We start from the raw sequence: 24,981 nt of genomic DNA, 5'->3' as shown, positions 1-24,981 counted from the left end.
CGACTTTAGCGAACCCGCGAGCGATCCTCTGGCAGTCCATCGGCTCGGCTAATGTCAGCAACGTGGAGTACTACGAGAACGTCGTCGACCTCATCGGCGACACCCCGCTGGTCCGGCTGGGCACCGTCGGCGCCGGGCTGCCGGCCACCGTCCTGGCCAAGGTCGAGTACCTCAACCCGGGCGGCTCGGTGAAGGACCGCATCGCCTCGCGGATGATCGAGGACGCCGAGAAGGCCGGGCTCATCGGCCCCGGCGGCACCATCGTCGAGCCCACGAGCGGCAACACCGGCGTCGGCCTCGCCCTGGTCGCGCAGCGCAAGGGCTACCGGTGCATCTTCGTCTGCCCCGACAAGGTGAGCGAGGACAAGCGCAACGTCCTCAAGGCCTACGGCGCCGAGGTCGTCGTGTGCCCCACGGCGGTCGCGCCCGAGGACCCCGACTCGTACTACTCCGTCTCCGACCGGCTGGTCCGCGAGACGCCGGGCGCCTGGAAGCCCGACCAGTACTCCAACCCGGCCAACCCGCGCTCGCACTACGAGACCACCGGCCCCGAGCTGTGGAAGCAGACCGACGGGCGCATCACGCACTTCGTGGCGGGCATCGGCACCGGCGGCACCATCAGCGGTGTCGGCCGCTACCTCAAGGAGGTGTCCGGCGGCCGGGTGCAGGTCATCGGCGCCGACCCCGAGGGCTCGGTGTACTCCGGCGGCACGGGCCGGCCGTACCTCGTCGAGGGCGTGGGCGAGGACTTCTGGCCCACCACGTACGACGCCGACGTCTGCGACGAGATCATCGCGGCGTCCGACAAGGACTCCTTCGACATGACCCGCCGGCTGGCCCGCGAAGAGGGCCTGCTGGTCGGCGGCTCGTGCGGGCTCGCCGTCGTGGCGGCGCTGCGGGTGGCCGAGCGGGCCGGGCCCGACGACGTCGTCGTGGTGCTGCTGCCCGACGGCGGCCGCGGCTACCTCTCCAAGGTGTTCGACGACGAGTGGATGACGTCGTACGGCTTCCTGCCGCCGGTCGAGGGCGTCACCGTCGGCGACGTCCTGCGCGCCAAGTCCGGCGCCATGCCGGCGCTCGTCCACACCCACCCGGCCGAGAGCGTCGCCGACGCCGTCCACATCCTGCGCGAGTACAACGTCTCGCAGATGCCGGTCGTCCGGGCCGAGCCGCCGGTCATGGCGGCCGAGGTGGCCGGCGCCGTCGTCGAGCGCGACCTCCTCGACGCGCTGTTCACCGGTGCCGCGCACCTCACCGACCGGGTCGAGCAGCACATGTCGAAGCAGCTGCCCATGGTGGGCGCCGGCGAGGCGGTCACCCGCGCGGTCGACGCCCTCCGCTCGGCCGACGCGCTGCTCGTCGTCGACGACGGCAAGCCGGTGGGCGTGCTGACCCGCACCGACCTGCTCGGCTACGTCGCGACGACCTGACGCTCAGGCCTCGTCGAGCACCATGGCCGTGGCGCCGCGGATCTCGACGACGCCGACCGTGACACCGGCCTCGAAGGTGGAGCGGCCGTCGTAGCTCTTCGCCGACCACGTCTCGCCGGCCAGCCGGATGAGGCCGCCGTGGCCGTCGACCCGCTCGATGACGACGCCGTTCTGCCCGACCAGGGCGGCCACCCCGAACGACGACGGCGTCGGCTTCAGCAGTCGTCTCTTCGCGATGGGCCGCACGACGCCGAGCAGCGCGACGCTGACGCCGACGGCCACGAGCAGCTGCACGATGAACTCCGCGCCCATGCCGGCGGCGACGGCTCCGCTGGCGGCGCCGATGGCCAGCATGAGGAAGAAGAAGTCGAGTGTCGTGAGCTCGATCGTCCCCAGGACGAGGGCGGTGCCGGCCCACAACAGCACCCACGCGTGCTCGCTGAACCAGTCCCACAACGACTGCATGGCCGCAGTTTATTGATCCGCGCCGGATTTGTGTCCATTGCGACGATGTCAGGGTGTCGCGGGGCCAGTCGCGGACGAATCGTGACATTGCTCCACGAGCCGCCTCGGGACCGAGAAATTCCTGGTGAGAACCGTGATGTCGGGGTCGCGACGGCGTCGGCTTCCGGTACCGTTCCGGGCGGTTCCGGGGTGGGGCGAATTCCGGTGGGTGCCGTTCTCGCACGCCCGTCGCGCCGCTCCGGTGAACAGTGATCATCGAATGTGAATCCTTGCGCCGAATCGGAGAGAATCGTTGCGTTACCACCTGCGCCACAGCGCCCGCGCCGCGGGCGTGCTGCTGGCCACCGCACTGGCCGGGGCCGGCCTGCTCGGCACCGCCCAGGTCGCGTCGTCGGAGGAGACTCCTGACACCGCGGTGAACCTGCTCGACCAGACCTTCGAGGCCCTCGACGTCCTGCCCCGCATCGTCGGCGGCGAGCCCGCTGCCGAGGGCGACTACCCGTGGATGGTCCGCCTCGACATCGCCGGCGGGCTCTGTGGCGGCGCCCTGTACGCGCCGGACCTGGTGCTGACGGCCGCGCACTGCGTCTCGCCCGGCACCGGCCCGAACACCGACATCACCGCGATGATCGGCTCGGTCGACCTCGAGAGCGAGGACATCGTCGAGGTCGGCGGCAACCACGTGTGGTCCGGCAACGCCGAGGGCATCGGCGGCGGTTACCCGGACTGGGCGCTGATCCAGCTCGACGAGCCGGTCGAGGGCGTCCCGACGCTGCCGATCACCACGACCGGCGAGTACGACGAGGGCGACTTCACCGTGGCCGGCTGGGGCGCCGACGCCGAGGGCGGCGACCAGCAGCAGTTCCTGCTCGAGGCGGAGGTGCCGTTCGTCGGCGACGCCGAGTGCCTGGCGTCCTACCCCGACGGCGAGGGCTGGGGCTTCGTCGGCGAGATCGAGCTGTGCGCCGGCTTCGCCGAGGGCGGCATCGACAGCTGCCAGGGCGACTCCGGCGGCCCGCTGTTCCGCGAGGACGACGAGGGCGAGACCGTCCAGGTCGGCATCGTCAGCTGGGGCAACGGCTGCGCCCGGCCGGACTACCCGGGCGTCTACACCCAGGTGAGCGCTGTCGCGGCGGCCATCCAGGAGACGGCCGAGCTGCGCACCGAGCCGGAGGTCGACGCCACCTCGGCCGAGACCACCATCGACACCCCGGTGCGGATCGAGCTGTCGGGCACCGACCCCGAGGGCGACGACCTGGAGTTCAAGGTCTACGCCCCCGAGGTCGGCGAGCTGACCTACGAGGACGACCCCAGCGTGCTCACCTACACGCCGGCCGAGGGCTTCGAGGGCGAGGACACGTTCTACGTCGTCGTCAACGACGGCAAGATCGACTCCGCGCCGGCCGCCGTCACGGTGACCGTCGAGGGCCAGGCACCGACGCAGGAGCCGACTCCGACGCCGACCGAGGAGCCGACCGCCACCCCGACCGACGACCCGGGTGACGACGACGGCGACGACCAGGGCGAGGAGCTGCCCGACACCGGCGCCGGCGCCGGCCCGGGCGTCGCGCTGGCGCTGCTGCTCGCCGGCGGTGCGGCCGTGGCGCTCGTGGCGCGGCGGCGGCTCGCGGTCCGCAGCTGACCCCGTCACGCCCGAACACGCTCCGCTGAACGACGGCGGTGACGCCCACTCCGGTGGCGCGTCACCGCCGTCGTTCTGTGCGCTCCCGCACTGAGATCGGTCCGAGAACCGTGTGAGAACATGATCCGCATGGGCTCCGGAGTGCGTCGCGCCGGTCATGGTGATCGGGGACGGCGCCGGGTGCTACCTGCGCGTTCCGGCAGCGTCCGCCGCGGCCGGCTCGGGGGCCTGGTGCTGGGGCTGGCGACGCTCGGCATCGTCGGCTGGGCGGTCGCTCCCGACGGCGCCCCCGCACCCCAGCGGCCCGCGCCGCCGCTCGCCGGACTGCCCGCCGACACCGCCGACGCTGCCGGCCCGCCCAAGACCGTCGTCGGGGTGCCCGTCGCCCGGCCCGCCCCGGACGCCACCCCGACACCGTCCGTCACCCCGCCCCCTGAGATCCCCGCCACCGGGCCCGGCACGTTCACCGTCACGCCGGGACAGAGCGCCCAGGCCGGCACCGAGGGGTCGCTGCTCACCTACACCGTCGAGGTCGAGACCGGGCTGCCGTTCGACCCCATCGAGGTGGCCGCCGTCGTCGACACCACACTGGCCGACCCTCGCAGCTGGATCGCCGACGGCCGGCACTCCTTCCAGCGGGTGCCGGCCGGCGGCGACCTCCGGGTCCTGGTCGCCACGCCGGGCACCACCGACGAGCTGTGCGCGCCGCTGCGCACCCGCGGCGAGGTGTCGTGCCGCAACGGCCAGAACGTCGTCCTCAACGCGCTGCGCTGGGCGTCCGCCGTCCCGCACTACGACGGCGACGTCGACGGCTACCGGCAGTACGTCGTCAACCACGAAGTCGGCCACGCCCTCGGCGAGAGCCACGTCGACTGCCCGGCGCCCGGCGAGGTGGCTCCGGTCATGCTGCAGCAGACCTACGGCCTCGAGGGCTGCGTGGCCAACAGCTGGCCCTATCCCTGAATGAGCTTCACCTCTGAAACCTGGTTTTAGCAGCGCCGATCAGATAATCTGACTTTCATGAGGACGATGACTGCGACCGAGGTGTCGCGCAACTTCGCGTCGGTGCTCGACCGTGCCGCGCACGGAGAGACGATCGTCATCACCCGGGGTGGACGCCGGCTCGCGACACTCTCGCCGGCTCCTGTCGGCAATGGCGCCGCCGTGAAGGAGTTCTTGGCGCTTCACGCCCCGGACGAGGACTTCGCCTCAGACGTCGCCGCCGTCCGCGAGCTCGTCACCGAGGACGTGAGTTCGGCATGGCCCGACGCCTGATCCTTGACACCGGACTGCTCACCAACGTGGAGCGCGGCGGTGACGGGCTGAGGGCGGTACTGGCGAACGACGACGACGTGGCGGTGGCGGCGGTGACGATCGCTGAACTGCAACTCGGTGTCGAGCTCGCCACCGACGAGTATCGCCAGAGTCGGCAGGAGTTCGTCGACGGAGTGCGTGCGCTGATCCCGGTGGAGGACTACACCACCGATGTCGCAGTGGTTCACGCCCGGCTTCTCGCTCACGTACGGAGGATCGGCAAGCCGAGGGGAGCACACGACCTGATCATCGCCGCGACGGCCGCCGCGACCGCGCGGGTGCTCGTGACCCGCGACGACCAGGCTCGATTCGACGATCTACCCGGCGTTCACAGCTTCCAGCCCTGACAAGGGAACCGGCCCTGACGACCTGACGGTCGCGGGGCCGGGGATGGGACGTCAGGCTGCGGTAGTCGTTCGGGTTCGTCGCGTCGCGGTCAGGCGACGGCGCCGACGGGGTCGGCCGTGTCCCCGCCGCCCTCTGCCACCGTCCGGAACGCCTGCTCGAGGGAGCCGACGGCGGATGCGAGGACCTCGGCGGGGTGGGCGTAGGGGAGCCGCAGCCGCTGCTCGAACGCGCCGTCGACGCCGAAGCGCGGGCCGGCCGCCAGCCGGATGCCGTGTCGTTCCGCCGCGACCACCAGCCGGCTCGACACCGGGCGGCTGAGATCGCACCAGAGCACCAGCCCACCGTCCGGTACCCGCGCCCGCCACGACGGCAGCCGCTCGGCCAGCGCCGCCAGCAGCGCGTCGCGCCGGACCCGCAGCTCTGCCCGTCGCTCCGGAAGCAGGGCGTCGAGACCGCCGAGCAGCTCGGCCGCCGCCAGCTGCTCCACTACCGGCGATCCCATGTCGACGCCGGCGCGGACGGCCGCCAGCCGGCGGATCAGCGCGCTGCTCGCCCGCGCCCAGCCGATGCGCAGCCCGCCCCACAGTGTCTTGCTGGTGCTGCCGATGGTCACCGTCAGGTCGCCGGCCAGGTAGGTGGCCAGCGGCGGCGGCACCGGCCCGTCCAGCGAGAGCTCGGCGAGGGTCTCGTCGACGACGGTGAGCGTGCGGCCGTGGGTCAGCGCGGCCGCCAGCGCCCGCCGTTCGCCGTCGGACGCGAGCAGGCCGGTGGGGTTGTGGAAGTCGGGCATCAGGTAGGCGAGGCGCGGCGCGGTCTGCCGGACGGCGGCGGCGACGGCATCGAGATCCCAGCCGTCGTCGGCCAGCGGGACGGGGACCGCGCGGGCACCGTGCCGGCCGATGGCGTCCAGCGCGTTCGGGTACGTCGGCTGCTCGACCAGCACGCGGTCGCCCGGGCCGGTGACCAGCTGCAGGACCAGCGAGAACGCGTGCTGGGCCCCGTTGGTGACGAGCACCTGCTCGGGCACGGTGGGCAGGCCGCGCGCCGTCAGCCGGTCCGCGACCGCCGCGCGCAGCTCCGGCAGCCCGAACAGGTGGTAGCCGGAGCCGGGCAGGTGCCGCGGCAGCTGGTCCAGGGCGGCGTCGTAGGCGCGGCGCACCTCGGCCGGCGCCTCGGGCGCGGCGTGCGCGAGGTCGAGCAGGTCCGACCCGTCGGCCGCCCAGGGCGTCCACGTCGGCCCGGTGCGCGACGGCGGCAGCGTGGTCCGCGTGCCCGATCCTTGCCGGCTGACGGCGTAGCCGCCGGTCCGCAGCTCGTCGTAGGCGGCGGTGACCGTCGTCCGGCTGACGCCCAGCGCCGTCGCCAGCTCGCGCTCGCCGGGCAGCCGCGTCTCCAGCGGCAGCCGGCCGTCGAGGACCAGCAGCCGGACGGCCGCCGCCACCCGCGCGTACGCCGGGCCGCCGGCGCCGGACCAGTCGCCGAGGAGCGTCGCCAGTTGCGATCCACTCAGAGTGCGCACCAGTCCACTGTTCCACAAGTGGCTATGGATTCACAGGCCACTGATGGCTGAAGATGGGCCCGTGATGACGCGACGCCTGATCCAGCTCTTCGCCGGCCTGCTGCTCTACGGCTTCAGCATGGCGCTGCTCGTCGAGGCCGGCCTGGGCCTCGACCCGTGGGACGTCCTGCACCAGGGCATCGCCGAGCGGACCGGGCTCAGCATCGGCACCGTGGTCATCATCGTGGGCGCGCTGGTCCTGCTGCTGTGGATCCCGCTGCGGCAGAAGCCGGGCTTCGGCACCGTCGCCAACGCCATCGTCATCGGGCTGGTCGCCGACGCGTCCATCTGGCTGCTGCCGGCCCCCGACCCGATGGCCGCGCGGATCGCGTTCGTCGTCGCGGGCGTGGTGCTCAACGCCGTCGCCACGGCCGCCTACATCGGCGCGCGGCTCGGGGCCGGCCCGCGCGACGGGCTGATGACCGGACTGGTCCGGCGCACCGGACGGTCCGTGCGGCTGGTCCGGACCTCGATCGAGGTGACGGTGCTCGCCACCGGCTGGCTGCTCGGCGGCACCGTCGGCGTCGGGACCGTGGCCTACGCGCTCGCGATCGGCCCGCTGGTGCACGTGCTGCTGCCGAAGTTGCAGGTCCGTGAGCCCATTCGCGTCGCTCCCGTGACCTCGGCAACGTAGAGTCGCATGTCGTGCACGGATTCGAGACGCGAGCCATCCACGCGGGCCAGGACCCCGACCCCCGGACCGGGGCGGTCATCACGCCCATCTACGCCACCAGCACGTACGCCCAGGACGGCGTCGGCGGGCTGCGCGAGGGGTACGAGTACAGCCGCACCGCCAACCCCACCCGCACCGCGCTCGAGGAGTGCATCGCCGCGCTCGAGGGCGGCGTGCGGGGGCTCGCGTTCGCCAGCGGCATGGCCGCCGAGGACACCCTGCTGCGGACGGTGCTGAAGCCGGGCGACCACGTGGTCATCCCCGACGACGCCTACGGCGGCACCTTCCGGCTGGTCAGCAAGGTCTTCGAGCCGTGGGGCATCGGCTGGACCGCGGCCCCGGTCACCGACACCGCCGCCGTGCGCGCCGCCATCCGCCCCGAGACCAAGGTCATCTGGATCGAGACGCCGACCAACCCGCTGCTCAGCGTCGCCGACATCGCCGGACTCGCCTCGGTCGCCCGCGACGCCGGCGTGCTGCTGGTCGTCGACAACACGTTCGCGACGCCGTACCTGCAGCAGCCGCTCGCGCTCGGCGCCGACGTCGTCGTCCACTCGACCACGAAGTACTGCGGCGGCCACTCCGACGTGGTGGGCGGCGTGCTGGTCGTCGCCGACGCCGCGCTCGGCGAGGAGCTGGCCTACCACCAGAACGCCATCGGCGCCGTCGCCGGCCCGTTCGACGCCTGGCTGGTGCTGCGCGGGCTGAAGACGCTCGCCGTCCGCATGGACCGCCACTGCGACAACGCCGAGCGGGTCGTCCAGCTGCTCGAACGGCACCCGCGGGTCTCGCAGGTCCTCTACCCGGGCCTGCCCGGGCACCCCGGCCACGACGTCGCCGTCAAGCAGATGAGCCGCTTCGGCGGCATGGTCTCGTTCCGGCTGGCCGACGGCGAGCAGGCCGCCCTCGACGTGTGCAACCGCGCGAAGCTCTTCACGCTGGGCGAGTCGCTCGGCGGCATCGAGTCGCTCATCGAGCACCCGGGCCGCATGACCCACGCCAGCACCGCGGGCAGCCAGCTCGAGGTCCCCGCCGACCTCGTGCGACTGTCCGTCGGCATCGAGACGATCGACGACATCCTGGCCGACCTCGGGCAGGCGCTGGGCTGAGACTTTCCCCGGTGGCCCAAGGCCAAGTAGGTTGAGCCGTCGCCGTTTGGATCGGGGGAATGCATGAGCTACTACGAGCAGCCGGGCCAGCAGTGGGACAACCCTCAGTGGGCTCCCCAGCCGCCGGTCGGTGAGCCGTCCGGTCTGCGTGGTCTGCGGATCGCGCTGATGGTGCTGCTCGCGCTCATCGCGCTGGTCAGCCTGCTGTCCGTCTTCGCGTTCGCCAGCCGTGTCGTCTTCATCACCGACTACCTCGACACCGGGGTGTTCGACTCGTCCGCGGCCCAGGACGCAGACGCGTTCGTGAACGCGAGCGAGGTCATCTGGGGGCTGGTGTTCGTCGCGACCGCCGTGGTGTTCATCGTGTGGCAGTACCGGCACGCGAAGAACGCCCGCTTCCTCGGGCCGGCCCAGGGCGGGGTCGCGAGCCCCGGCTGGGCAGTCGGCGGCTGGTTCATCCCGCTCGCGAACTGGGTCATCCCCGCCCGCAACCTCTACGTCAACGGACGGGTCTCCGACCTCGACGGGCAACGGGCCGGCACCGGCGGACGGGCACCGGGCATCGTGATCGCGTGGGCCATCTGCTTCGCGCTCGCGGCCCTGCTCAGGGGCGTCGCCAACGCCGCCCGGCCGCTCGACGGCGACCCCGACTTCACCGAGCTGCTGCGTGCGTCGGACGCCTTCTCGCTGATCGCACACCTCGGGCTCGTCGTGGCGGCCGCCCTGGCCATCGTCATGGTGCACATGCTGACCTCGCGGCAGGAGGCGGCGCTCGCCGCCCGCGCGTCGATGATCGGCGGGCAGCCGCAGTACGGCGCCTGGCCCGCGGCCGCGTACGGTCCGGGCCCCTACGGCCAGCCGCAGTACGGTCAGCAGCCCTACGGCCCCGCCGGGCAGTACGGCCCCGCGGGACAGTACGGCCCGTCCGGTCAGTACGCCCAGCCGCAGTACGGGCAGCAGGCCTACGGGCAGCCCCAGTACGGTCAGGCGCCCTCCGGTCAGCAGGCCACCGGCGACTCTCCCTACGCGCAGCCGCCCAGCGGTCAGCAGCCCACCAGCGACTTGCCCTACACGCAGCCCCCGGCCGGCGGCGGCTACAGCCAGCCCTCGTACAGCCAGCCGTCCTACAGCCAGCCGTCGTACGGCCTGCCCGAGTACGGCCCGCCGCCGTCGGGGTCGCCCTCCGAGCAGCCCGCGCCGCAGGACCAGTCCGCGCCACGCGCCCAGGAGCCGTCGAGCCCGAACCCGCCGCCGTCGCCGTTCGCGCCCGCCGCCAACGGGTCGCCGTCGGACCCGCCGGCCGCCGACACGCCGTCGGACACCGACGAACCGCAGGCTCCGCCCGCGCCTCCGCCGCCGGTGCCCCCGTCGGCGCCGCCGGCGTGACGACACCGACGTAGCTGATCCGGGGGGACCACGTTGAGCTTCTACGACCAGCCCGACCCCGGGCAGGGTGGGGTCGCCTGGGCGCCGCAGCCGCCGGCCGTCCAGGTGTCCCACCTGCGCGGCCTGCGCACCGCGCTGACGGTGCTGCTCGGCGTCTCCGCGCTGATCAGCGTCGTCACCATCGTCGCCCTCCTGCTTCGCATCCAGGTCATCGACGACTACGTCGGTGGCACGGCCGATGCCGAGCGGCTCGGCGCCGCCGATGACTTCGCCGTGACCAGCAACCGGGTGTGGCTCGTGATGCTGGTGGTCAACGCGTCGGTGTTCATCGTGTGGCAGTACCGGCACGCCAAGAACGCGCGGATCCTCGGCTCGACGTCGTGGGGGCCGGGCTCGGCCATCGCCGGCTGGTTCATCCCGATCGCCAACGTCTTCCTGCCGGTGCGGCAGCTCTGGGTGGCCAGCAAGTTCTCCGATCCGCGGCAGAACGGCGCCGGCATCGTCATCGCCTGGTGGCTCACCGTGTTCATCGGCGGGATGGTGATGCGGGCCTCCGGAAGCCAGGAGAGCAACACGATCGAGGACTTCCGCTCCGCCGACACCGCCGCCGCCGTGGGCGAGGTGCTGAGCATCGTGTCGGCCGGGCTGGCGATCCTCATGGTCCGCGAGCTCACCCGCAAGCAGGAGACGAGGCTGTCCGAGCGGCTCGCGCTGCTCGGCGGTACGGCGCAGACCGCTTGGCCTGCGTCGTACGGCCAGCAGCTGCCGCCGTCGTACGGCCAGCCGCCGCAGGGTGCGCCCGAGCCGCCGCCGGTGCCGCCGCAGCCCTGACACGCCGACGGCCGGCGACCCGGTGAGGGTCGCCGGCCGTTGCCGGTAGAGCTGCGGTCAGGCGGACTCGGCGGCCTTGCGCAGCACCGGGAGCACCTCGGCGCCGACGCGCCGGATGGTGTCGGCCGGGTCGGCGCTGGCCACCTGGATCGCCACGTAGTCGGCCCCGACGTCGGTCACCAGCGGCAGGTACGCCTCGGTGAGCTGGTCGAGATCGCGGACGATCGTGTACTTGCTCAGGATCTCCTGGCGGTCCATGGCGTCGGCGCGCTCGCGCAGCACCGCGGGGTCGGCCACCTCGAGGCGGCCGGGGGCGCGCAGGCCCCGCATGGAGACCAGCGACTCCCACGCCTCGTCGTCGTTCGCGGCCAGGACGACCCAGCGGGTCGCCATGACCGTGGTGTCCGCGCCGCGGGCCGTGGCGGCCTCGCGGTACGGGTTGATGATGTTGGCGACGGTCTCGGCGGGGTCCTTGACGCTGGTGATCAGGCCCTCGCAGGTGTCGCCGGCGAACGTCGCCGACTTCGGGCCGCCGGCGGCCATCCAGACCGGCACGCGGCCGGTCGGCGGGCTGTACAGCTTCGCCGTCCGGGCCTCGTAGTACTCGCCGTCGAAGTCGAGCTTCTCGCCGTCGAGCAGACTGTGCATGATGGTCAGCGCCTCGCGCATGCGCGCGATCCGCTCACCGTAGCCGGGGAACGCGTACCCCAGTGGTGCCTCGTTGATCGCCTCGCCGGTGCCGACACCGAGGATGAACCGGCCGTTGGAGAGCCGGTCGACGGTGGCGGCGGCCTGCGCGATCAGCGCGGGGTGATACCGGAAGAGCGGGGCCGTGACACTGGTGGCCAGCTCGACCCGGGACGTGGCCTGCGCGACCGCGCCGAACCAGGTCCAGACGTAGCTGGCGGCCGAGACGTCGTCGACCCAGGGGTGGAAGTGATCGGCCCCGGTGACCACGTCGAATCCCACCTGTTCGGCGAGGACGGCGTGCTCCAGCAGGACCTCGGGCTGGTAGGACTCATGGCTGCACAACCAGGCTAGTTTCACAGGCTCACTCTATATCTAATATCTACGCGCGACTAGATGCTCGCGCCGGGCATGGGGCTGGGGCGATCATAGGCACGCAGGTGACAGGATCGACCCCATGAGTACTGTCTCGATGGCGGACGTGGAAGCCGCGCGCGAGCTGCTGCGCGACGTCGTGCGGCCCACCCCGCTCGAGGACTCCCGCTGGCTGGCCGGTCGGGTCGGCGGCCGGGTCCATCTGAAGTGCGAGAACCTCCAGCGCGCCGGATCGTTCAAGATCCGCGGCGCCTACGTGCGCATCGCGCGGCTGTCCGAGCAGGAGCGCGCCCGCGGCGTCGTCGCGGCCAGCGCCGGCAACCACGCCCAGGGCGTCGCGCTCGCGGCCAGCATGCTGCACACCAAGGCGACGGTGTTCATGCCCGAGGGTGCGGCCATCGTCAAAGAGAAGGCCACCCGGGCCTACGGCGCCGACGTGCGCTTCGCCGGCACCAGCATCGACGACGCCCTGCTCGAGGCGCGCGCGTTCGCGGCCGAGACCGGCGCCGTCCTCATCCACCCGTTCGACCATCCGGACATCGTCGCCGGTCAGGCCACCGTCGGCATGGAGATCCTCGAGCAGTGCCCCGACGTGCGCACCATCGTCGTCGGCACCGGCGGCGGCGGGCTGACGGCGGGCATCTCGCTGGCCGTGCACCACCTCAAGCCGGGCGTCCGCGTGGTCGGCGTGCAGGCCGAGGGCGCCGCGGCGTACCCGACATCGCTCGAGGCGGGCCGGCCGATCGCGCTGGAGCGCATGTCGACCATGGCCGACGGCATCGCGGTCGGCTGCCCCGGCGACGTCCCGTTCGACATGATCCGGCAGTACGTCGACTCCGTCGTCACCGTGTCCGAGGAGTCGCTGTCGCGGGCGCTGGTCCTGCTGCTCGAGCGGGCCAAGCTGGTCGTCGAGCCCGCCGGAGCGGCCGCCGTCGCCGCCCTCCTCGACGACCCCGGCGCCTACGAGCCGCCGGTCGTCGCCGTCCTGTCCGGCGGCAACATCGACCCGCTCCTGCTGTTGCGCGTCATCCGGCACGGCATGGCGGCCGCGGGGCGGTACCTGGCGCTGCGGGTCCGGGTGCCCGACGCCCCCGGCGGGCTGGCCCGGCTGCTGTCCGAGCTCGCCGCCGTCGACGCCAACGTGCTCGACGTCGTGCACGAGCGCACGGGGTCGACGCTGTCCATCGAGGAGGTCGAGATCGCACTGCAGCTCGAGACGCGCGGTCCCGAGCACTGCGAGCGCGTGCTGGCCAAACTGCGCGAGTCGGGCTACTCGATTGCCATTTCAAGCAACTGACCTATCAATCTGTGAAGTCGTCTTGACGTTTTGATAGATCTGGCGCCACCATGGGGGCATGAACACGCTCAGTGTGCGCGAGATCCTCGAGCAGGTGGCCGACGGCCGGCTCGACCCCACCCGGGCGGCCGTCCTGCTCGACCGCATCGAGGACGAGAGTGCGGGCGCGCCCGCCGACGCCGTGACGGAGGACCCCGTCGACGCGTCGGTCACCGCGGCGGCCGGTGCTCCGGGGCCGACGGCGTCAGCTGCCGGTCCCGCCGGGGCCCGGTCCGCGGGTGCCCGGTCCGCCGGCTCGGCGGGCGGGGCGGTGACGGCGCAGCAGATCACCCGGGTGCAGGTGCGGGCCACCTCGCGCCGGGTGGTCATCGTCGGCGACCCCAGCGTCGCCACGGTGGCCGTCAACGGCCAGCACACCGTGCGGCGCGACGGCGACGTCCTGCACGTCACCGGCGAGTCCGAGCTGGTGCCGGCCGACGGCGCGTTCGTGCTGCTCGCGGGCGGCCGGTGGCGCGACTTCGCCAGCCGGCTGCAGAACCCGGGCCAGCTGCTCGACCTGCACGTGCGGGTCAACCCGGAGCTGGCCCTGGGCGCCGAGGTCATCGCCGGCTCGCTCCAGGTCGACCACGTGCCGGCGCTCGACCACGTCCGGGTCACGGCCGGCTCGCTGCGGGTGCGCGGCCTCGAGAGCCCGGTCGACCTGCTGGTGCAGGCCGGCTCCGCGCAGGTCGAGACCCGTCAGCTCGCCGGGCACTCGCGCATGCGGTGCGAGTCCGGGTCATTGCAGCTCACCCTGCTCGAGGGGTCCGACGTCCGGGTCCGCTCCGACGTCCAGCTCGGCCGGTTCCGCTCGGTGCCCGAGCGCACCGGCCGCGACCGCGACCGCGACATCGTCCTCGGCACCGGTGCCGCGGAGATCGACGCCGAGGTCGTCATGGGCGACGTCACCGTCCGGCTCCCGGGCGGTGACCGGTGATCGGCGGCTACCCGCAGCACCTGCACCAGGCACCGTCGGACTGCCCGGTCTGTGGTGTGAAGTTGCACGTCACCAGGCTCGGCTGCGAGTCCTGCGGCACGGAGCTCTCGGGCCGGTTCGCGTCCTGCCCGTACTGCTCGCTCGGCGCGCAGGACCAGAAAATCCTTGGCACCTTCCTGGTGTCTCGGGGGAACATGAGGGAGCTCGCACGCGAGCTGGGGGTCAGCTACCCCACCGCGAGGCAGCGGTTCGCCGAGCTGCTCGAGCGGCTCGGGCTCGAGGCGCCGGCCGACCCGGGGGCAGGGCGGGCCGACACCGTCGACCGCGAAGAGGTCCTGCGCCGGCTGGCCGCCGGCGAGCTCGACCTCGACGAGGCGACCACGCTGCTCAGCTGAGCGCTTGAAAATATCAGGCTTGACTTATATAAGTAGTCATTGGCCGTGGTGGCTGGCGGGGTCGGAGTGCGCGGTGCGCCGCGCCGACCTTGTCAGGGGCGCCTGCCACGATGCCTCCACCCAACAGGAGAGGACACCACCGTGAACGCCATCACCGCCGAGGGTCTGGTCAAGACCTTCGGCTCCGGGGAGAAGGCCGTGAAGGCCGTCGGGGGCGTCGACCTCGTCGTGCCCGAGGGCACCGTGGTCGGTCTGCTCGGGCCCAACGGCGCCGGCAAGACCACCACGGTACGCATGCTCACCACCCTGCTCGCGCCCGACGCGGGCCGGGCGGTCGTCGCCGGTCACGATGTCGTCAGGGAACCGCAGGCGGTACGGTCCAAGATCGGCCTGTCCGGCCAGTACGCCGCGGTCGACGAGAACCTCACCGGGCGCGAGAACCTCTGGCTGTTCGGCCGGCTCTACCAGCTGTCCAGCAAGGAGGCGTCGAAGCGCGCGGCCGAGCTGCTCGAGCAGTTCAACCTCGCCGACGCCGCCGACCGCACGCTCAAGACCTACTCCGGTGGCATGCGGCGGCGTCTCGACCTCGCCGGCAGCCTCATCGTGCGGCCGCAGCTGCTGTTCCTCGACGAGCCCACCACGGGCCTCGACCCCAGCAGCCGGCTCGACCTCTGGGACGTCATCCGCGAGCGGGTGGCCGAGGGCTCGACCATCCTGCTGACCACGCAGTACCTCGAAGAGGCCGACGCGCTGGCCGACGACATCGTGGTCATCGACCACGGCGTCATCATCGCCCAGGGCACGGCCGACCAGCTCAAGGCGCAGATCGGCGGCGAGCGCATCGAGGTCATCGTGCACGACCCCGAAGCGCTCGGAAAGGCCGAGCAGGTGCTCAACCTCGGCAGCGGCGGGCAGTGCCTCCGCGACGACCACACCCGCAAGCTCACCGTGCCCACGCACACCGGCTCCAAGGGCCTCATCCAGGTCATCCGCGACCTCGACGAGGCCGGCGTCGCCATCGACGACATCGCGCTGCGACGCCCCACGCTCGACGACGTGTTCGTCAAGCTCACCGGCCGGCACGCAGAGGACGAGGACACGCAGGCCGAGACGGCCCAGGGGAGGGCATCGTGACCACCGACGTCATGCCTACAGCCGCCGCGCCCAGCCGCGTCGGCCTCAACCAGGCGTTCACCGACGCCATGACCATGACGTGGCGCAACATCCGGGCCGGCTGGCGGGTTCCGGACAACCAGATCTACATGTTCATCCAGCCGATCATGTTCGTTCTGCTGTTCGCGTACGTGTTCGGCGGCGCCATCAACGTGCCGGGCGTCGACTACGTCGACTTCCTCATGGCCGGCATCTTCGTGCAGACCATGGCGTTCGCCTGTGCGCCGGCCAGCGTCGGTCTCGCCGACGACATGCAGAAGGGCCTCATCGACCGGTTCCGCTCGCTGCCCATGGCGCGGTCCGCGGTCATCGCGGGGCGGGTCATCGCCGACTTGGTCAACCAGCTCATCGTGCTGGTCATCATGATCGTCTGCGGCTTCATCGTGGGCTGGACGTTCCACAACGGGTTCGGCCAGTTCCTGGCGGCCGTCGGACTGCTCCTGCTGTTCGCGTTCGCCATGCTCTGGGTCGGCGCGTTCATCGGCCTGTCGGTCGGCAGCCCCCAGGTCGCCGCCTCGGCCGGGCTGATCTGGCTCTTCCCGGTCGTCTTCATGTCCAACGTGTTCGTCGACCCGTCGTCCATGCCGTCGGTGGTCCAGGCCATCGCCGAATGGAACCCGGTCAGCGCCATCGCGTCCGGCGCTCGTGAGTTGTTCGGCAACCAGAGCCTGGTCGACTCCGACGCCTGGCCCATGCAGAACCCGGTGCTCGCCTCCCTGCTCTGGTGCCTGCTCATCATCGCCGTCTTCGCACCGCTGGCCGTGCGCAAGTACAAGAAGGCGTCCAGCAAGTAGGTCCCGCACGACGACGCCGCCCGCCCGGTCATCTCGACCGGGCGGGCGGCGTGTGCGCGTGCGGGTGGTGTCAGGAGCCGTAGGGCTTCGCGCTGACGACCTCGACCGTGATGGTGCTGCCGTTCGGCGCCTGGTAGGACGCCTTCTCGCCGACCTTCTTGCCGCTGATGGCCGCGCCCAGCGGCGACTTCAGCGAGTAGACGTCGATGTCGACGGAGTCGTCGAGGGTGGCCAGCTCGCGCGAGCCCAGCAGGAACCGCTCGGAGTCGTCGTCGCCCTCGAACTTGACCTCGACGATCATGCCCGGCTCGACGACGCCGTCGTCCGGCGGGTCGCCGACCTGCGCCCGCTGGAGCAGCTGCTGCAGCTGGTGGATGCGGGCCTCCTGCTTGCCCTGCTCGTCCTTGGCCGCGTGGTACCCGCCGTTCTCGGACAGGTCGCCCTCGGAGCGGGCCTCTTCGATCTGCCGCGCGATCTCGAGCCGCGCCGGCCCCATCAGGTGCTCGAGCTCCTGCTTGAGGCGGTCGAAGGCTTCCTGGGTGAGCCAAGCAACGTTGTCGCTGGTAGTGGTCACGGCAACTGCTCCTCGGGTGTCTATCGGTGGCGCCGCACGCCGTGTGGGTGTGCTTCGCCGCCGGGCGGTTCGCCCGGTCCAAGTGCTGACGGGGAAAGAACTAGAATACAAGCAATGTGGCAAGCCGACGATTGTCGCAGGTCAGCGGCGCGGTTCGCGCCGCGCCGGTGTCATTCGGCCGGGCTACAACCGCGTAGTTCGGGGACCACGCCGTCGCCCTCGAGGGGGATGTCGGCGGGGACGACCAGGTGTTCGTCGGGGCCGGCCGGGACCTGCAGCTCGAGCTGGCCGACGATGATGCGCCGCAGGTCGACGGCGACGAGGTCGCAGGTGACGGCCAGGCCGGCGTCGCGGCGGATCTCGACCCGGGCGGTCAGCACGCCGTCGCGCGGCTCGTCCCAGCCGCGCAGCTCGGCGTCGAGCGTGGTGCCGCTGGAGCGCACGATCAGCCAGACCACCACGGCCGCCACCAGGGCCACGCCGGCCACGACGCCGATGAGCACGCCGCGCGACTCGCGCTGGGTCCGCCGGCCGTAGCGTTCGGCCAGCAGGTCCTGCTGTGCGGTGTCGTTCTCGGCCATGCGGGAATGTCCCCAAGGGGCTGGACGCGTTGTTGTCAGTGTCGTGCGGCACCATTATCCCCGTCGGCGGCGGCCGCGATGAGCCGCCCCGTGCGGGTGGCGCGGTCTCGGGCAGCGGAGACCGGCCGGTGACCGCCGGCGCGCACAGAAGTTTCCGACCACATGGGGTTTCCGGTGTCCGAGCAGCTGCGGCTGATGCACGTTCACGCTCATCCCGACGACGAGTCCAGCAAGGGGGCCGCGTCGACGGCCCGCTACGTCGCCGAGGGCGTCGACGTCCTCGTCGTCACCTGTACCGGCGGCGAGCGCGGGTCCATCCTCAACCCGAAGATGGACCGGCCCGACGTCCTGGCCAACATCACCGAGATCCGCCGGCAAGAGATGGACGCGGCGCGCGAGATCCTGGGCATCCGGCAGGAGTGGCTGGGCTTCGTCGACTCCGGGCTGCCCGAGGGCGACCCGCTGCCGCCGCTGCCCGAGGGGTGTTTCGGCCTCATGCCGGTCGAGAAGGCCGCCGAGCCGCTGGTCGAGCTCATGCGCCGGTTCCGACCGCACGTCGTCACCACCTACGACGAGAACGGCGGCTACCCGCACCCCGACCACATCATGTGCCACAAGATCACCGTCGCGGCGTTCGAGGCTGCCGGCGACCCGGACCAGTACGCCGGCAGCGGCGAGCCCTGGCAGCCGCGGAAGCTGTACTACCACCACTCCTTCAGCCGCATGCGCCTGCTGGCCCTGAACGAGGCCATGGAGCAGCGCGGCCTCACCTCGCCCTACACCGAGTGGCTGGCCGAATGGGACGGCGACAAGAGCTGGGACGACCGCGTCACCACCCGGGTCGAGTGCGCCGAGTACTTCCCGGTGCGCGATCGCGCGCTGCTGGCGCACGCCACCCAGATCGACCCCGACGGCTCCTGGTTCGCTGTCCCGCTCGAGGTGCATCAGCAGGCCTGGCCCACCGAGGACTACGAGCTGGTCACGTCGCACGTGGCCACGCAGCGCCCCGAGGACGACCTGTTCGCGGGACTGCGGTGAGCACGACTCGCGCCGGCGGTGCGACAATGGAACGTCGGGGGATGACGCGAGGAGAAGACGGGTTCTGACGATGGGCATCCTGCAAGCGGTGGCGCTCACCGCGGCGGAGTCGGAGGCGGAGGACTCCGGGATCGGCCCCGGCCTGTACGGCTTCCTGGTCCTGGTCTTCCTGATCGTCGCGCTGGTCGTGCTGTACCGGAGCATGCGCAAGCAGATCCGCAGGGTCGACTTCGACCCCGAGGGCGCCACCGACTCCGAGCGCATGCGCGGGCACCAGGAGCCGCCGGAGCGATGACGGCCGGGTCCGGCGCCGTCGACACGCTGGTCGCGGTGCGGCGCGCCCGCGACTTCATCGACCGGTGCTACGCCGAGCCACTGGAGTTGGCCGACATCGCGGCCGCCGCGGGCTACTCGCGGTTCCACCTGGTCCGGGCGTTCAAGGCGGCCTACGGCGAGACGCCGGGCCGCTACCTGCAGCGCCGCCGGGTCGAGCGGGCCCAGGAGCTGCTGCGCGTGGCCGACCTCAACGTCACCGAGATCTGCCACGTGGTCGGCTTCAGCAGTCTCGGCTCGTTCAGCAGCCTCTTCTCCGAGCTGGTCGGGGTGTCGCCGTCGCAGTTCCAGCGCGACGCGCACGCGGCCGGGCCGCCGTTGATCCCCGGCTGCTACATCCTCATGTGGGGCCGGCCGCTGCCGAGGAAGACGGCAACCACGGAGAAGCCGCCGCCCGCTCCCGCGCCGTAGCGTCGAGTCGACGAGACGACACGCATCGACCGGAGGAGCGGATCATGATCACCAAGCTGGGCGTCGCGACGGCGTACGTGAGCGACTACGACCAGGCGCTCGACTTCTTCATCGGCAAGCTCGGCTTCGAGCTGCGCTCCGACGTCACCATGGAGAACGGGTTCCGCTGGCTGACGGTGGGCCCGCCGGCCAGCCCGCAGTTCCAGCTGAACCTGACGGTGCCCGGCCCGCCCATGCACGACGAGGCGACGGCGGCGGCGTTGCGTGAGCTGATGGCCAAGGGCGCGCTCAGCGCCGGCGCCTGGAACACCGACGACTGCCGCAAGACGTTCGAGGAGTACTCCGCCCGCGGGGTCGAGTTCATCCAGGAGCCGGCCGAGCGTCCGTACGGCGTCGAGGCGGTCTTCCGCGACGACTTCGGCAACTGGTACAGCCTCAACGAACTCAACGACAAGGCACTGGACCAGAAGGCGATGGCGGAGGCGTTCGAGCCCGGCGGGAAGTGAAACGCGCCGCTCAGAACCCCTTGACGCACCCCGGACCTGCTGTTAGGCATGGACGGGTTCGCGCCGGAGGACCAGCCTCACGGGGGGCGCGAGCCGACGAGAAATCGGGGGGTTTCTCATGGTGCAACTGTCGCGTGCACGCACAGCAGCAGCAGTCCTGGCCACGGGGGTGATGGCCGTCTCGGCCGTGTTCACGGCACCGGCCGCCGTCGCGAAGGGCTCGTCCACGCCGAAACCGGTGGCGTCGTTCGACGGCCCGAGGGGAGTGGACGTCGACCGGGACGGCCGCATCGTCGTCGGCGCGGCCGACGGCACGGTGAGCCTGGTGACCGACCGGGGCCGGCACCCGAAGGTCCGCGAGATCGGCTCGGTGCCGGCGACAGGACTCGCGCCGGCGGTCGCGGCGGGACGGCACGACAAGTTCTACGCCCTGACCGGCGGCGGCGAACCGGGCACCGGCGCGGCGACGCTGTACCTGCTGCGCAAGGGCAGGGACGCGAAGCCGATCGCGGACATCGCCGCCTACCAGCAGCGCGACCCGGACCCGTTCAACCAGGAGGGCGAGCCCACCGAGTCGAACCCGTTCGGCGTCGCCGCGCTGAAGGACGGCAGCGTCCTGGTCGCCGACGCGGCGGGCAACGACCTGCTCCGCGTGTACCCGAACGGCCACATCGTCACCGTCGCCCGGCTCAAGCCGCGCACCGTCGAGGTGCCCGCGGGCCTGCCGCCGGAGTTCGACGGCAACCCGATCCCGCCGGTCGGCACCGAGATCACGGCCGAGGCCGTCGCGACCTCGGTGACCGTCGGCCCGGACGGCTACTGGTACGTCGGCGAGCTGCGCGGGTTCCCGGCCACGCCGGGCACGTCGGAGATCTGGCGGATCAAGCCGGGCACCCGCAACGCGGTGTGCAACCCGGAACGCCCGCACAAGGGCGACTGCCGGCGCTTCGCCGACGGCCTGACGTCGATCGTGGACCTCGCTCCTGGCAGCCACGGCAGCATCCTGGCGGTCGAGCTGGTGCAGCAGAGCTGGTTCCAGTGGGAGCTCGAGCTGGTCGACCCGCCCATCGGCGGGCTGTTCCGGGTTCGCCCCGGCGGCTCGATCAGGGAACTGGTGCCCGGCACGCTGATCCTGCCCGGTGGCGCGGATACCGCACCGAACGGAAAGATCTATGTCACCGGACCGGTATTCGGGCCGGGTTCGCTGTCACGCATCGGGTGAATGGATGAATCACCTCTAAGCACGTGCATTGCATGATGAAGCAATTGCGCTTTCGTCATGAGCCGCGTCATATGGGGGTGCCTGAAGAGCCGCGCGAGTTCGCGTTGACAGGTCTGCCCCGATGGGTGCATGCTCTGCGTTGGCCGAGGTCGACGCGGCGAACGCGGCGGCTCCGGCAGGTCAGACTTCACGTGTGATGCAGCTGTCACAGGCCGGGGGGCACTCGCCCTTCGGTGCCGGGCTCTCGACATTGTCGAGTCGCCCAGGCGCCGAAGGGCGATTGACCTTTCTATGGGTAATGTGCCCCGGGCCACTCGCACCGGGCATTCTCTTTTGGGGGCGGGACGGGTATGCCCGGTTTGCGACGGTCTTTCGCGCGGGTCGCGATGGTTCTCCTACTGGTCGGCGCGTCGACGACGGCTGCCGGTACGAGCGCGCTGGCGAACGACGACGACAACGAGCTCGTCGGTGGCTTCGAGATGGACGGCAACGTCTACGAGGGCTTCGACAACGACACGACGGCGACGGGTCCCGACGGCGACCCGGTCGACTGGGGGAGCGCCGAGGTCCTTCCCGGCGTCGACGTGGTCGAGGACCCGCTCGGCGGCACCGACACGACCGTGTTCGACCGCGGGAGCAAGGAGAACGACCTCTCGACGTGGAACGACGACGGGTCCGCGGCGGCGCCCGGCAAGGGTGACCTCGGCCGCGCCTACACCTACAGCCGCGTCTCCGGCGGCGACCAGTACCTGTTCGCCGGCTTCGAGCGCGGCACCGACAACGGCAGCGTCCGCTGGTACGTCGAGCTGAACCAGCAGCCCAACACCGTCAACGGTGAGGACACGGTGGTGCCCGACCGCACCGTCGGCGACCTGCGGGTGAGCTTGTTCAACCAGGGCATCCGCGCGATCCGGGTCGACGCCTTCGAGCGCTGGGACGGCGACAGCTGGGTCTCGGCCGGCGCGACGGGCGACGTCACCGTCCTCGCCAACGACTCCGCCATCACCACGCCCAGCGACGAGTCGCCGCTGGACCGCGAGCAGTTCGTCGAGCTCGCCTTCGATCTCACCGCGCTGATCGGCGAGCAGGACGACTGCGCGTTCGGCGGCTTCGGCGCGCTGTGGGTCCGCAGCGCGCCCGGCGTCAGCCCGAGCTCGGAGCTCAAGGACTACGTCACCGGCGATGTCGATGTCGCCGACCCGTGCGGCGCGCTGGTCATCGAGAAGCAGGACGCCGAGGGCGAGCCGCTGGGTGGCGCGACCTTCACCGTCGAGCCCAACCCGATCCCGGACGCGGCCGACCCCGGCTCGCTGACCATCGTCGACAACGACGTGAACGACGCCGACCCGGCCGACGGCGTCATCGTCGTCGACCCGGCGCTGCCCGGCGACTACACCGTCACCGAGACCGCCCCGCCGCCCGGCTACGTCCCCGACGGCGAGCCGCAGGACGCCACCGTCGAGGCCGGCGGCACCGCCACGGTCACGTTCGTCAACGGCCTCGGCTCCCTCGCGTGGGCCAAGCTCGACGCGGAGTCCGGCGACCCGGTCTGCTGCGCGACGTTCACCGTCGAGGGCACCGGCGGCGCGGCCGACGGCGTCAGCCTGACGGTCGTCGACAACGGCGAGAACGACGCCGACCCGGCCGAGGGCGCCGTGCTGGTCGAGGACCTCCCGACCGGCACCTACACCGTCACCGAGACGGAGCCGCCCACCGGCTACGACCTGCCGGAGAACCCGGTCCGCGACGGCATCGTCATCGACCAGGACACGCCGGACGCCGCCATCGACGCGGCGTTCGAGGACCCGCGGCTGCTCTCCGAGCTGACCGTCCGCAAGCTCGACGCCGACACCCAGGAGCCGCTGGCCGGCGCCACGTTCGAGCTGTACCTCGACGACGGCGACGGCGAGATGGAGGCGCCGGACGGCGACACGCTGATCGGCGACTGCACCACCGGCGACGACGGCACCTGCACCGTCGGTACCCTCGCGTGGGGCACCTACTACTGGTACGAGGCCGAGGCGCCGGCCGGGTACGAGCTGCCCGCCGACCGGCTCAGCGGCATGACCACCATCGACCGCGACAACGCCGGCACCGATCTCGCCGTCTCGACCCTGGCCGACCGTCAGGTCCGCTCGGCGATCCGGATCGTCAAGACCGACGCGACCACCGGCGAGGCGCTGGCCGGCGCGACGTTCGTCGTCCGCCTCGACGACGGCGACGGTGAGTTCGAGACCGGCGACGATGCCGTCGTCGACCCGCCCGGCGAGGTGACCACCGACGCGACGGGCGCGGTCACCGTCGACGGCCTCCTCTTCGGTGACTACTGGGTCGAGGAGACCGGCGCACCGACCGGCTACCAGCTGCCCGACCCGGCGTTCCAGGGCCCGGTGTCCATCGGCCCGGACAACGCCGGCGACACGGTCGAGGTGGCGGTCGAGAACGAGCAGCAGCTCACCGACCTGTCGGTGCGCAAGCTCGACGGCAACTCCGACACCCCGCTGGAGCTGGCCGGCGCCACCTTCGAGCTGTACCTCGAGGACGACACGCTCGTCGGCGAGTGCACCACGGGCGACGACGGCACCTGCACCGTCGAGGACCTCGGCTTCGGGTCGTACTACTGGCTCGAGACCGCCGCGCCGCCCGGGTACGACCTGCCGGACGACCCCACCAGCGAGCTCGTCACGATCACCGCCGAGAACGCCGGCACCGAGATCGAGCCGCTGACGTTCTTCAACCCGCGCAAGCCGGGTGTGCTCTCGGTCCTCAAGCTCGACGCCGACGACGACGCGCCGCTGGCCGGCGCGCAGTTCGACCTGGTGAACGAGGACGGCGACGAGGTCGTGGGCAGCTGCACGACCGGCGAGGACGGCACCTGCTCGATCGGCGACCTCGGCTTCGGCACGTACCACTGGGTCGAGACGGCGGCGCCGCAGGGCTACGACCTGCCCGACGACGTGACGAGCGACTCGATCGTGCTCGACGCGTCCACCGTCGACGACCCGGCCGTGTTCGAGATCCGCGACCCGCGGCTGCTCTCGGAGCTGTCGGTGCTGAAGGTCGACGCGTACGACGGCACGACGCTCGCAGGCGCGGAGTTCGAGCTGCGCGCCGGCGACGAGGACGGCGAGGCCGTCGGCAGTTGCACGACCGGTGACGACGGCACCTGCACCGTAGGGGACCTCGACTTCGGCAGCTATGTCTGGGTCGAGACCGCCGCGCCGCACGGCTACGCGCTGCCCGACGACGCCACGAGCGACCCGGTGGTCATCGACGCCTCGAACGCGGGCGGCGAGCTCACCCAGGTCGTCGTGCACGACCCGCGGCTGCTGTCGGACCTGAGCGTGCACAAGGTCGCCGAGGACACCGGCGAGTCGCTGCCGGGCGCCGTGTTCGACCTGGTGCTCGAGGGCGACGCCGACTTCGTGGTCGGCACCTGCACCACCGGCGACGACGGGCTGTGCTCGGTCGGCGACCTCGACTTCGGCGACTACCACTGGGTCGAGATCACCGCGCCCGAGGGCTACCTGCTGCCGGACGACGTCACCAGCGACACGATCTCGATCACTGCGGACAACGCGGGCACCGACATCGCCGCGGTGACCTTCGTCGACCCGCCGGCCGACGAGCCGCCGACGCCGTCGCCCACGCCGACCCCGTCCCCCACGGAGCCGGGGGCGTCGCCGTCGCCCACTCCTGGTGAGCCGGGCGAGCCGGACCTGCCCGACACCGGTCTGGGCGACCCGCTCCGGCTGGTCGCGCTGGTCGCGGCGGCGCTGCTCGCCGCGGGCGCGGCGGTGCGCTGGCGGGTCCGGCGCACCTGATCGACGACGGACGGCGGGATCTAGGCTGGGGGCACCGGC

25 protein-coding genes and 1 pseudogene are annotated in these 24,981 nt (G+C 71.9%); 21 read left to right on the top strand and 5 right to left on the bottom strand.

The window, feature by feature from the left end; genetic code table 11:
• Positions 1-62: 62 nt before the first annotated feature.
• On the top strand, positions 63-1,430 hold the full coding sequence (locus tag HD601_RS03240) for a cystathionine beta-synthase (RefSeq protein ID WP_184819280.1): 1,368 nt from the start codon (positions 63-65) through the stop codon (positions 1,428-1,430).
• A gap of 3 nt (positions 1,431-1,433) precedes the next feature.
• Here the strand turns inward: HD601_RS03240 and HD601_RS03235 are convergent, their stop codons facing one another.
• Entirely contained in the window at positions 1,434-1,895 is a 462-nt protein-coding gene (locus HD601_RS03235; RefSeq protein WP_184819278.1) for an NfeD family protein, read from the bottom strand.
• Positions 1,896-2,259: 364 nt separating this feature from the next.
• Between HD601_RS03235 and HD601_RS36225 the strand changes: the two are divergent.
• From HD601_RS36225 to HD601_RS03215, 5 genes and pseudogenes are all read left to right on the top strand, one after another.
• Positions 2,260-3,048 (top strand): annotated as a pseudogene (locus HD601_RS36225) (S1 family peptidase); the annotation flags it as partial.
• On the top strand, positions 3,034-3,537 hold the full coding sequence (locus HD601_RS36220; protein WP_425503474.1) for an Ig-like domain-containing protein: 504 nt from the start codon (positions 3,034-3,036) through the stop codon (positions 3,535-3,537). The pseudogene HD601_RS36225 and the gene HD601_RS36220, both read left to right, overlap by 15 nt.
• A gap of 180 nt (positions 3,538-3,717) precedes the next feature.
• The gene (locus HD601_RS03225) at positions 3,718-4,500 is read left to right on the top strand and encodes a DUF3152 domain-containing protein (protein WP_221440508.1); all 783 of its coding nucleotides are present in this window, start codon (positions 3,718-3,720) and stop codon (positions 4,498-4,500) included.
• A 57-nt stretch (positions 4,501-4,557) separates the two neighbouring features.
• Complete coding sequence (locus HD601_RS03220) at positions 4,558-4,812, top strand: type II toxin-antitoxin system Phd/YefM family antitoxin (RefSeq protein WP_221440507.1); 255 nt, start codon at positions 4,558-4,560, stop codon at positions 4,810-4,812.
• Complete coding sequence (locus HD601_RS03215) at positions 4,797-5,198, top strand: PIN domain-containing protein (RefSeq protein WP_184819272.1); 402 nt, start codon at positions 4,797-4,799, stop codon at positions 5,196-5,198. The genes HD601_RS03220 and HD601_RS03215 overlap by 16 nt, the downstream gene beginning before the upstream one ends.
• An 89-nt stretch (positions 5,199-5,287) precedes the next feature.
• Here the strand turns inward: HD601_RS03215 and yczR are convergent, their stop codons facing one another.
• Positions 5,288-6,718 (bottom strand): MocR-like transcription factor YczR, encoded by a 1,431-nt coding sequence (yczR, locus tag HD601_RS03210; RefSeq protein ID WP_221440506.1) that lies wholly within the window; start codon positions 6,716-6,718, stop codon positions 5,288-5,290.
• Positions 6,719-6,782: 64 nt separating this feature from the next.
• Between yczR and yczE the strand changes: the two genes are divergently transcribed.
• The 4 genes from yczE (at position 6,783) to HD601_RS03190 (ending at position 10,756) form a co-directional block, all read left to right on the top strand.
• Positions 6,783-7,391: a membrane protein YczE gene (gene yczE / locus HD601_RS03205; RefSeq protein WP_221440505.1), complete on the top strand. Its 609-nt coding sequence runs from the start codon at positions 6,783-6,785 to the stop codon at positions 7,389-7,391.
• A gap of 11 nt (positions 7,392-7,402) precedes the next feature.
• The gene (locus HD601_RS03200) at positions 7,403-8,539 is read left to right on the top strand and encodes a cystathionine gamma-synthase (RefSeq protein WP_184819268.1); all 1,137 of its coding nucleotides are present in this window, start codon (positions 7,403-7,405) and stop codon (positions 8,537-8,539) included.
• 63 nt (positions 8,540-8,602) lie between these two features.
• Positions 8,603-9,925: a DUF4328 domain-containing protein gene (locus HD601_RS34550; protein WP_184819266.1), complete on the top strand. Its 1,323-nt coding sequence runs from the start codon at positions 8,603-8,605 to the stop codon at positions 9,923-9,925.
• A gap of 33 nt (positions 9,926-9,958) precedes the next feature.
• On the top strand, positions 9,959-10,756 hold the full coding sequence (locus HD601_RS03190; protein WP_184819264.1) for a DUF4328 domain-containing protein: 798 nt from the start codon (positions 9,959-9,961) through the stop codon (positions 10,754-10,756).
• Positions 10,757-10,813: 57 nt separating this feature from the next.
• On the opposite strand, the gene HD601_RS03185 is transcribed toward HD601_RS03190, so the two are convergent.
• Positions 10,814-11,788, bottom strand: coding sequence for a TIGR03557 family F420-dependent LLM class oxidoreductase (locus HD601_RS03185; protein ID WP_221440504.1), 975 nt, complete (start codon positions 11,786-11,788; stop codon positions 10,814-10,816).
• Positions 11,789-11,900: 112 nt separating this feature from the next.
• On the opposite strand from HD601_RS03185, the gene ilvA reads away from it, so the two are divergent.
• The 5 genes from ilvA (at position 11,901) to HD601_RS03160 (ending at position 16,453) form a co-directional block, all read left to right on the top strand.
• Positions 11,901-13,115: a threonine ammonia-lyase gene (gene ilvA / locus HD601_RS03180; RefSeq protein WP_184819260.1), complete on the top strand. Its 1,215-nt coding sequence runs from the start codon at positions 11,901-11,903 to the stop codon at positions 13,113-13,115.
• Between the two features lie 58 nt (positions 13,116-13,173).
• Positions 13,174-14,091 (top strand): hypothetical protein, encoded by a 918-nt coding sequence (locus tag HD601_RS03175; RefSeq protein ID WP_184819258.1) that lies wholly within the window; start codon positions 13,174-13,176, stop codon positions 14,089-14,091.
• Positions 14,088-14,486, top strand: a complete 399-nt coding sequence (locus HD601_RS03170; RefSeq protein ID WP_184819256.1) for a DUF2089 family protein — start codon at positions 14,088-14,090, stop codon at positions 14,484-14,486. The genes HD601_RS03175 and HD601_RS03170 overlap by 4 nt, the downstream gene beginning before the upstream one ends.
• A gap of 141 nt (positions 14,487-14,627) precedes the next feature.
• Positions 14,628-15,620, top strand: a complete 993-nt coding sequence (locus HD601_RS03165; RefSeq protein WP_184819254.1) for an ATP-binding cassette domain-containing protein — start codon at positions 14,628-14,630, stop codon at positions 15,618-15,620.
• Between the two features lie 11 nt (positions 15,621-15,631).
• Entirely contained in the window at positions 15,632-16,453 is an 822-nt protein-coding gene (locus HD601_RS03160; RefSeq protein ID WP_184829409.1) for an ABC transporter permease, read from the top strand.
• Between the two features lie 70 nt (positions 16,454-16,523).
• On the opposite strand, the gene greA is transcribed toward HD601_RS03160, so the two are convergent.
• Together greA and HD601_RS03150 are read right to left on the bottom strand one after the other, a co-directional pair.
• Complete coding sequence (gene greA, locus HD601_RS03155; protein ID WP_184819252.1) at positions 16,524-17,027, bottom strand: transcription elongation factor GreA; 504 nt, start codon at positions 17,025-17,027, stop codon at positions 16,524-16,526.
• Positions 17,028-17,197: 170 nt separating this feature from the next.
• Positions 17,198-17,608 carry a DUF4307 domain-containing protein gene (locus tag HD601_RS03150; RefSeq protein WP_184819250.1) on the bottom strand — a complete coding sequence of 137 codons (411 nt, stop codon included), beginning with the start codon at positions 17,606-17,608 and terminating at the stop codon, positions 17,198-17,200.
• A gap of 174 nt (positions 17,609-17,782) precedes the next feature.
• On the opposite strand from HD601_RS03150, the gene mca reads away from it, so the two are divergent.
• The 6 genes from mca to HD601_RS03120 all read left to right on the top strand — a co-directional run bounded on the left by mca (position 17,783) and on the right by HD601_RS03120 (position 24,942).
• Entirely contained in the window at positions 17,783-18,646 is an 864-nt protein-coding gene (mca, locus tag HD601_RS03145) for a mycothiol conjugate amidase Mca (protein WP_184819248.1), read from the top strand.
• Between the two features lie 70 nt (positions 18,647-18,716).
• Complete coding sequence (locus tag HD601_RS03140; protein WP_184819246.1) at positions 18,717-18,941, top strand: hypothetical protein; 225 nt, start codon at positions 18,717-18,719, stop codon at positions 18,939-18,941.
• Positions 18,938-19,390 (top strand): helix-turn-helix transcriptional regulator, encoded by a 453-nt coding sequence (locus HD601_RS03135; RefSeq protein ID WP_184819244.1) that lies wholly within the window; start codon positions 18,938-18,940, stop codon positions 19,388-19,390. The genes HD601_RS03140 and HD601_RS03135 overlap by 4 nt, the downstream gene beginning before the upstream one ends.
• A 44-nt stretch (positions 19,391-19,434) precedes the next feature.
• On the top strand, positions 19,435-19,896 hold the full coding sequence (locus tag HD601_RS03130; RefSeq protein WP_184819242.1) for a VOC family protein: 462 nt from the start codon (positions 19,435-19,437) through the stop codon (positions 19,894-19,896).
• Between the two features lie 118 nt (positions 19,897-20,014).
• Positions 20,015-21,118, top strand: a complete 1,104-nt coding sequence (locus tag HD601_RS03125; RefSeq protein ID WP_184819240.1) for a ScyD/ScyE family protein — start codon at positions 20,015-20,017, stop codon at positions 21,116-21,118.
• Between the two features lie 386 nt (positions 21,119-21,504).
• Positions 21,505-24,942, top strand: coding sequence for a SpaA isopeptide-forming pilin-related protein (locus tag HD601_RS03120; protein WP_184819238.1), 3,438 nt, complete (start codon positions 21,505-21,507; stop codon positions 24,940-24,942).
• Positions 24,943-24,981 lie beyond the last annotated feature (39 nt).

This window comes from Jiangella mangrovi (genome assembly GCF_014204975.1).
Taxonomy (GTDB): Bacteria; Actinomycetota; Actinomycetes; order Jiangellales; family Jiangellaceae; genus Jiangella; species Jiangella mangrovi.
Note: the sequence above shows the minus strand (reverse complement) of the source record. Positions and strands in the feature narration are given on the sequence as shown.

Coding starts and splice junctions, on each gene's coding strand:
- HD601_RS03135 (WP_184819244.1), top strand. CDS start 18,938: ATGACGGCCGGGTCCGGCGCCGTCGACACGCTGGTCGCGGTGCGGCGC.
- HD601_RS03175 (WP_184819258.1), top strand. CDS start 13,174: ATGAACACGCTCAGTGTGCGCGAGATCCTCGAGCAGGTGGCCGACGGC.
- HD601_RS03130 (WP_184819242.1), top strand. CDS start 19,435: ATGATCACCAAGCTGGGCGTCGCGACGGCGTACGTGAGCGACTACGAC.
- HD601_RS03160 (WP_184829409.1), top strand. CDS start 15,632: ATGCCTACAGCCGCCGCGCCCAGCCGCGTCGGCCTCAACCAGGCGTTC.
- HD601_RS34550 (WP_184819266.1), top strand. CDS start 8,603: ATGAGCTACTACGAGCAGCCGGGCCAGCAGTGGGACAACCCTCAGTGG.
- yczE (WP_221440505.1), top strand. CDS start 6,783: ATGACGCGACGCCTGATCCAGCTCTTCGCCGGCCTGCTGCTCTACGGC.
- HD601_RS03120 (WP_184819238.1), top strand. CDS start 21,505: ATGGTTCTCCTACTGGTCGGCGCGTCGACGACGGCTGCCGGTACGAGC.
- HD601_RS03125 (WP_184819240.1), top strand. CDS start 20,015: ATGGTGCAACTGTCGCGTGCACGCACAGCAGCAGCAGTCCTGGCCACG.
- HD601_RS03140 (WP_184819246.1), top strand. CDS start 18,717: ATGGGCATCCTGCAAGCGGTGGCGCTCACCGCGGCGGAGTCGGAGGCG.
- HD601_RS03235 (WP_184819278.1), bottom strand. CDS start 1,895: ATGCAGTCGTTGTGGGACTGGTTCAGCGAGCACGCGTGGGTGCTGTTG.
- HD601_RS03150 (WP_184819250.1), bottom strand. CDS start 17,608: ATGGCCGAGAACGACACCGCACAGCAGGACCTGCTGGCCGAACGCTAC.
- HD601_RS03215 (WP_184819272.1), top strand. CDS start 4,797: ATGGCCCGACGCCTGATCCTTGACACCGGACTGCTCACCAACGTGGAG.
- ilvA (WP_184819260.1), top strand. CDS start 11,901: ATGAGTACTGTCTCGATGGCGGACGTGGAAGCCGCGCGCGAGCTGCTG.
- HD601_RS03220 (WP_221440507.1), top strand. CDS start 4,558: ATGAGGACGATGACTGCGACCGAGGTGTCGCGCAACTTCGCGTCGGTG.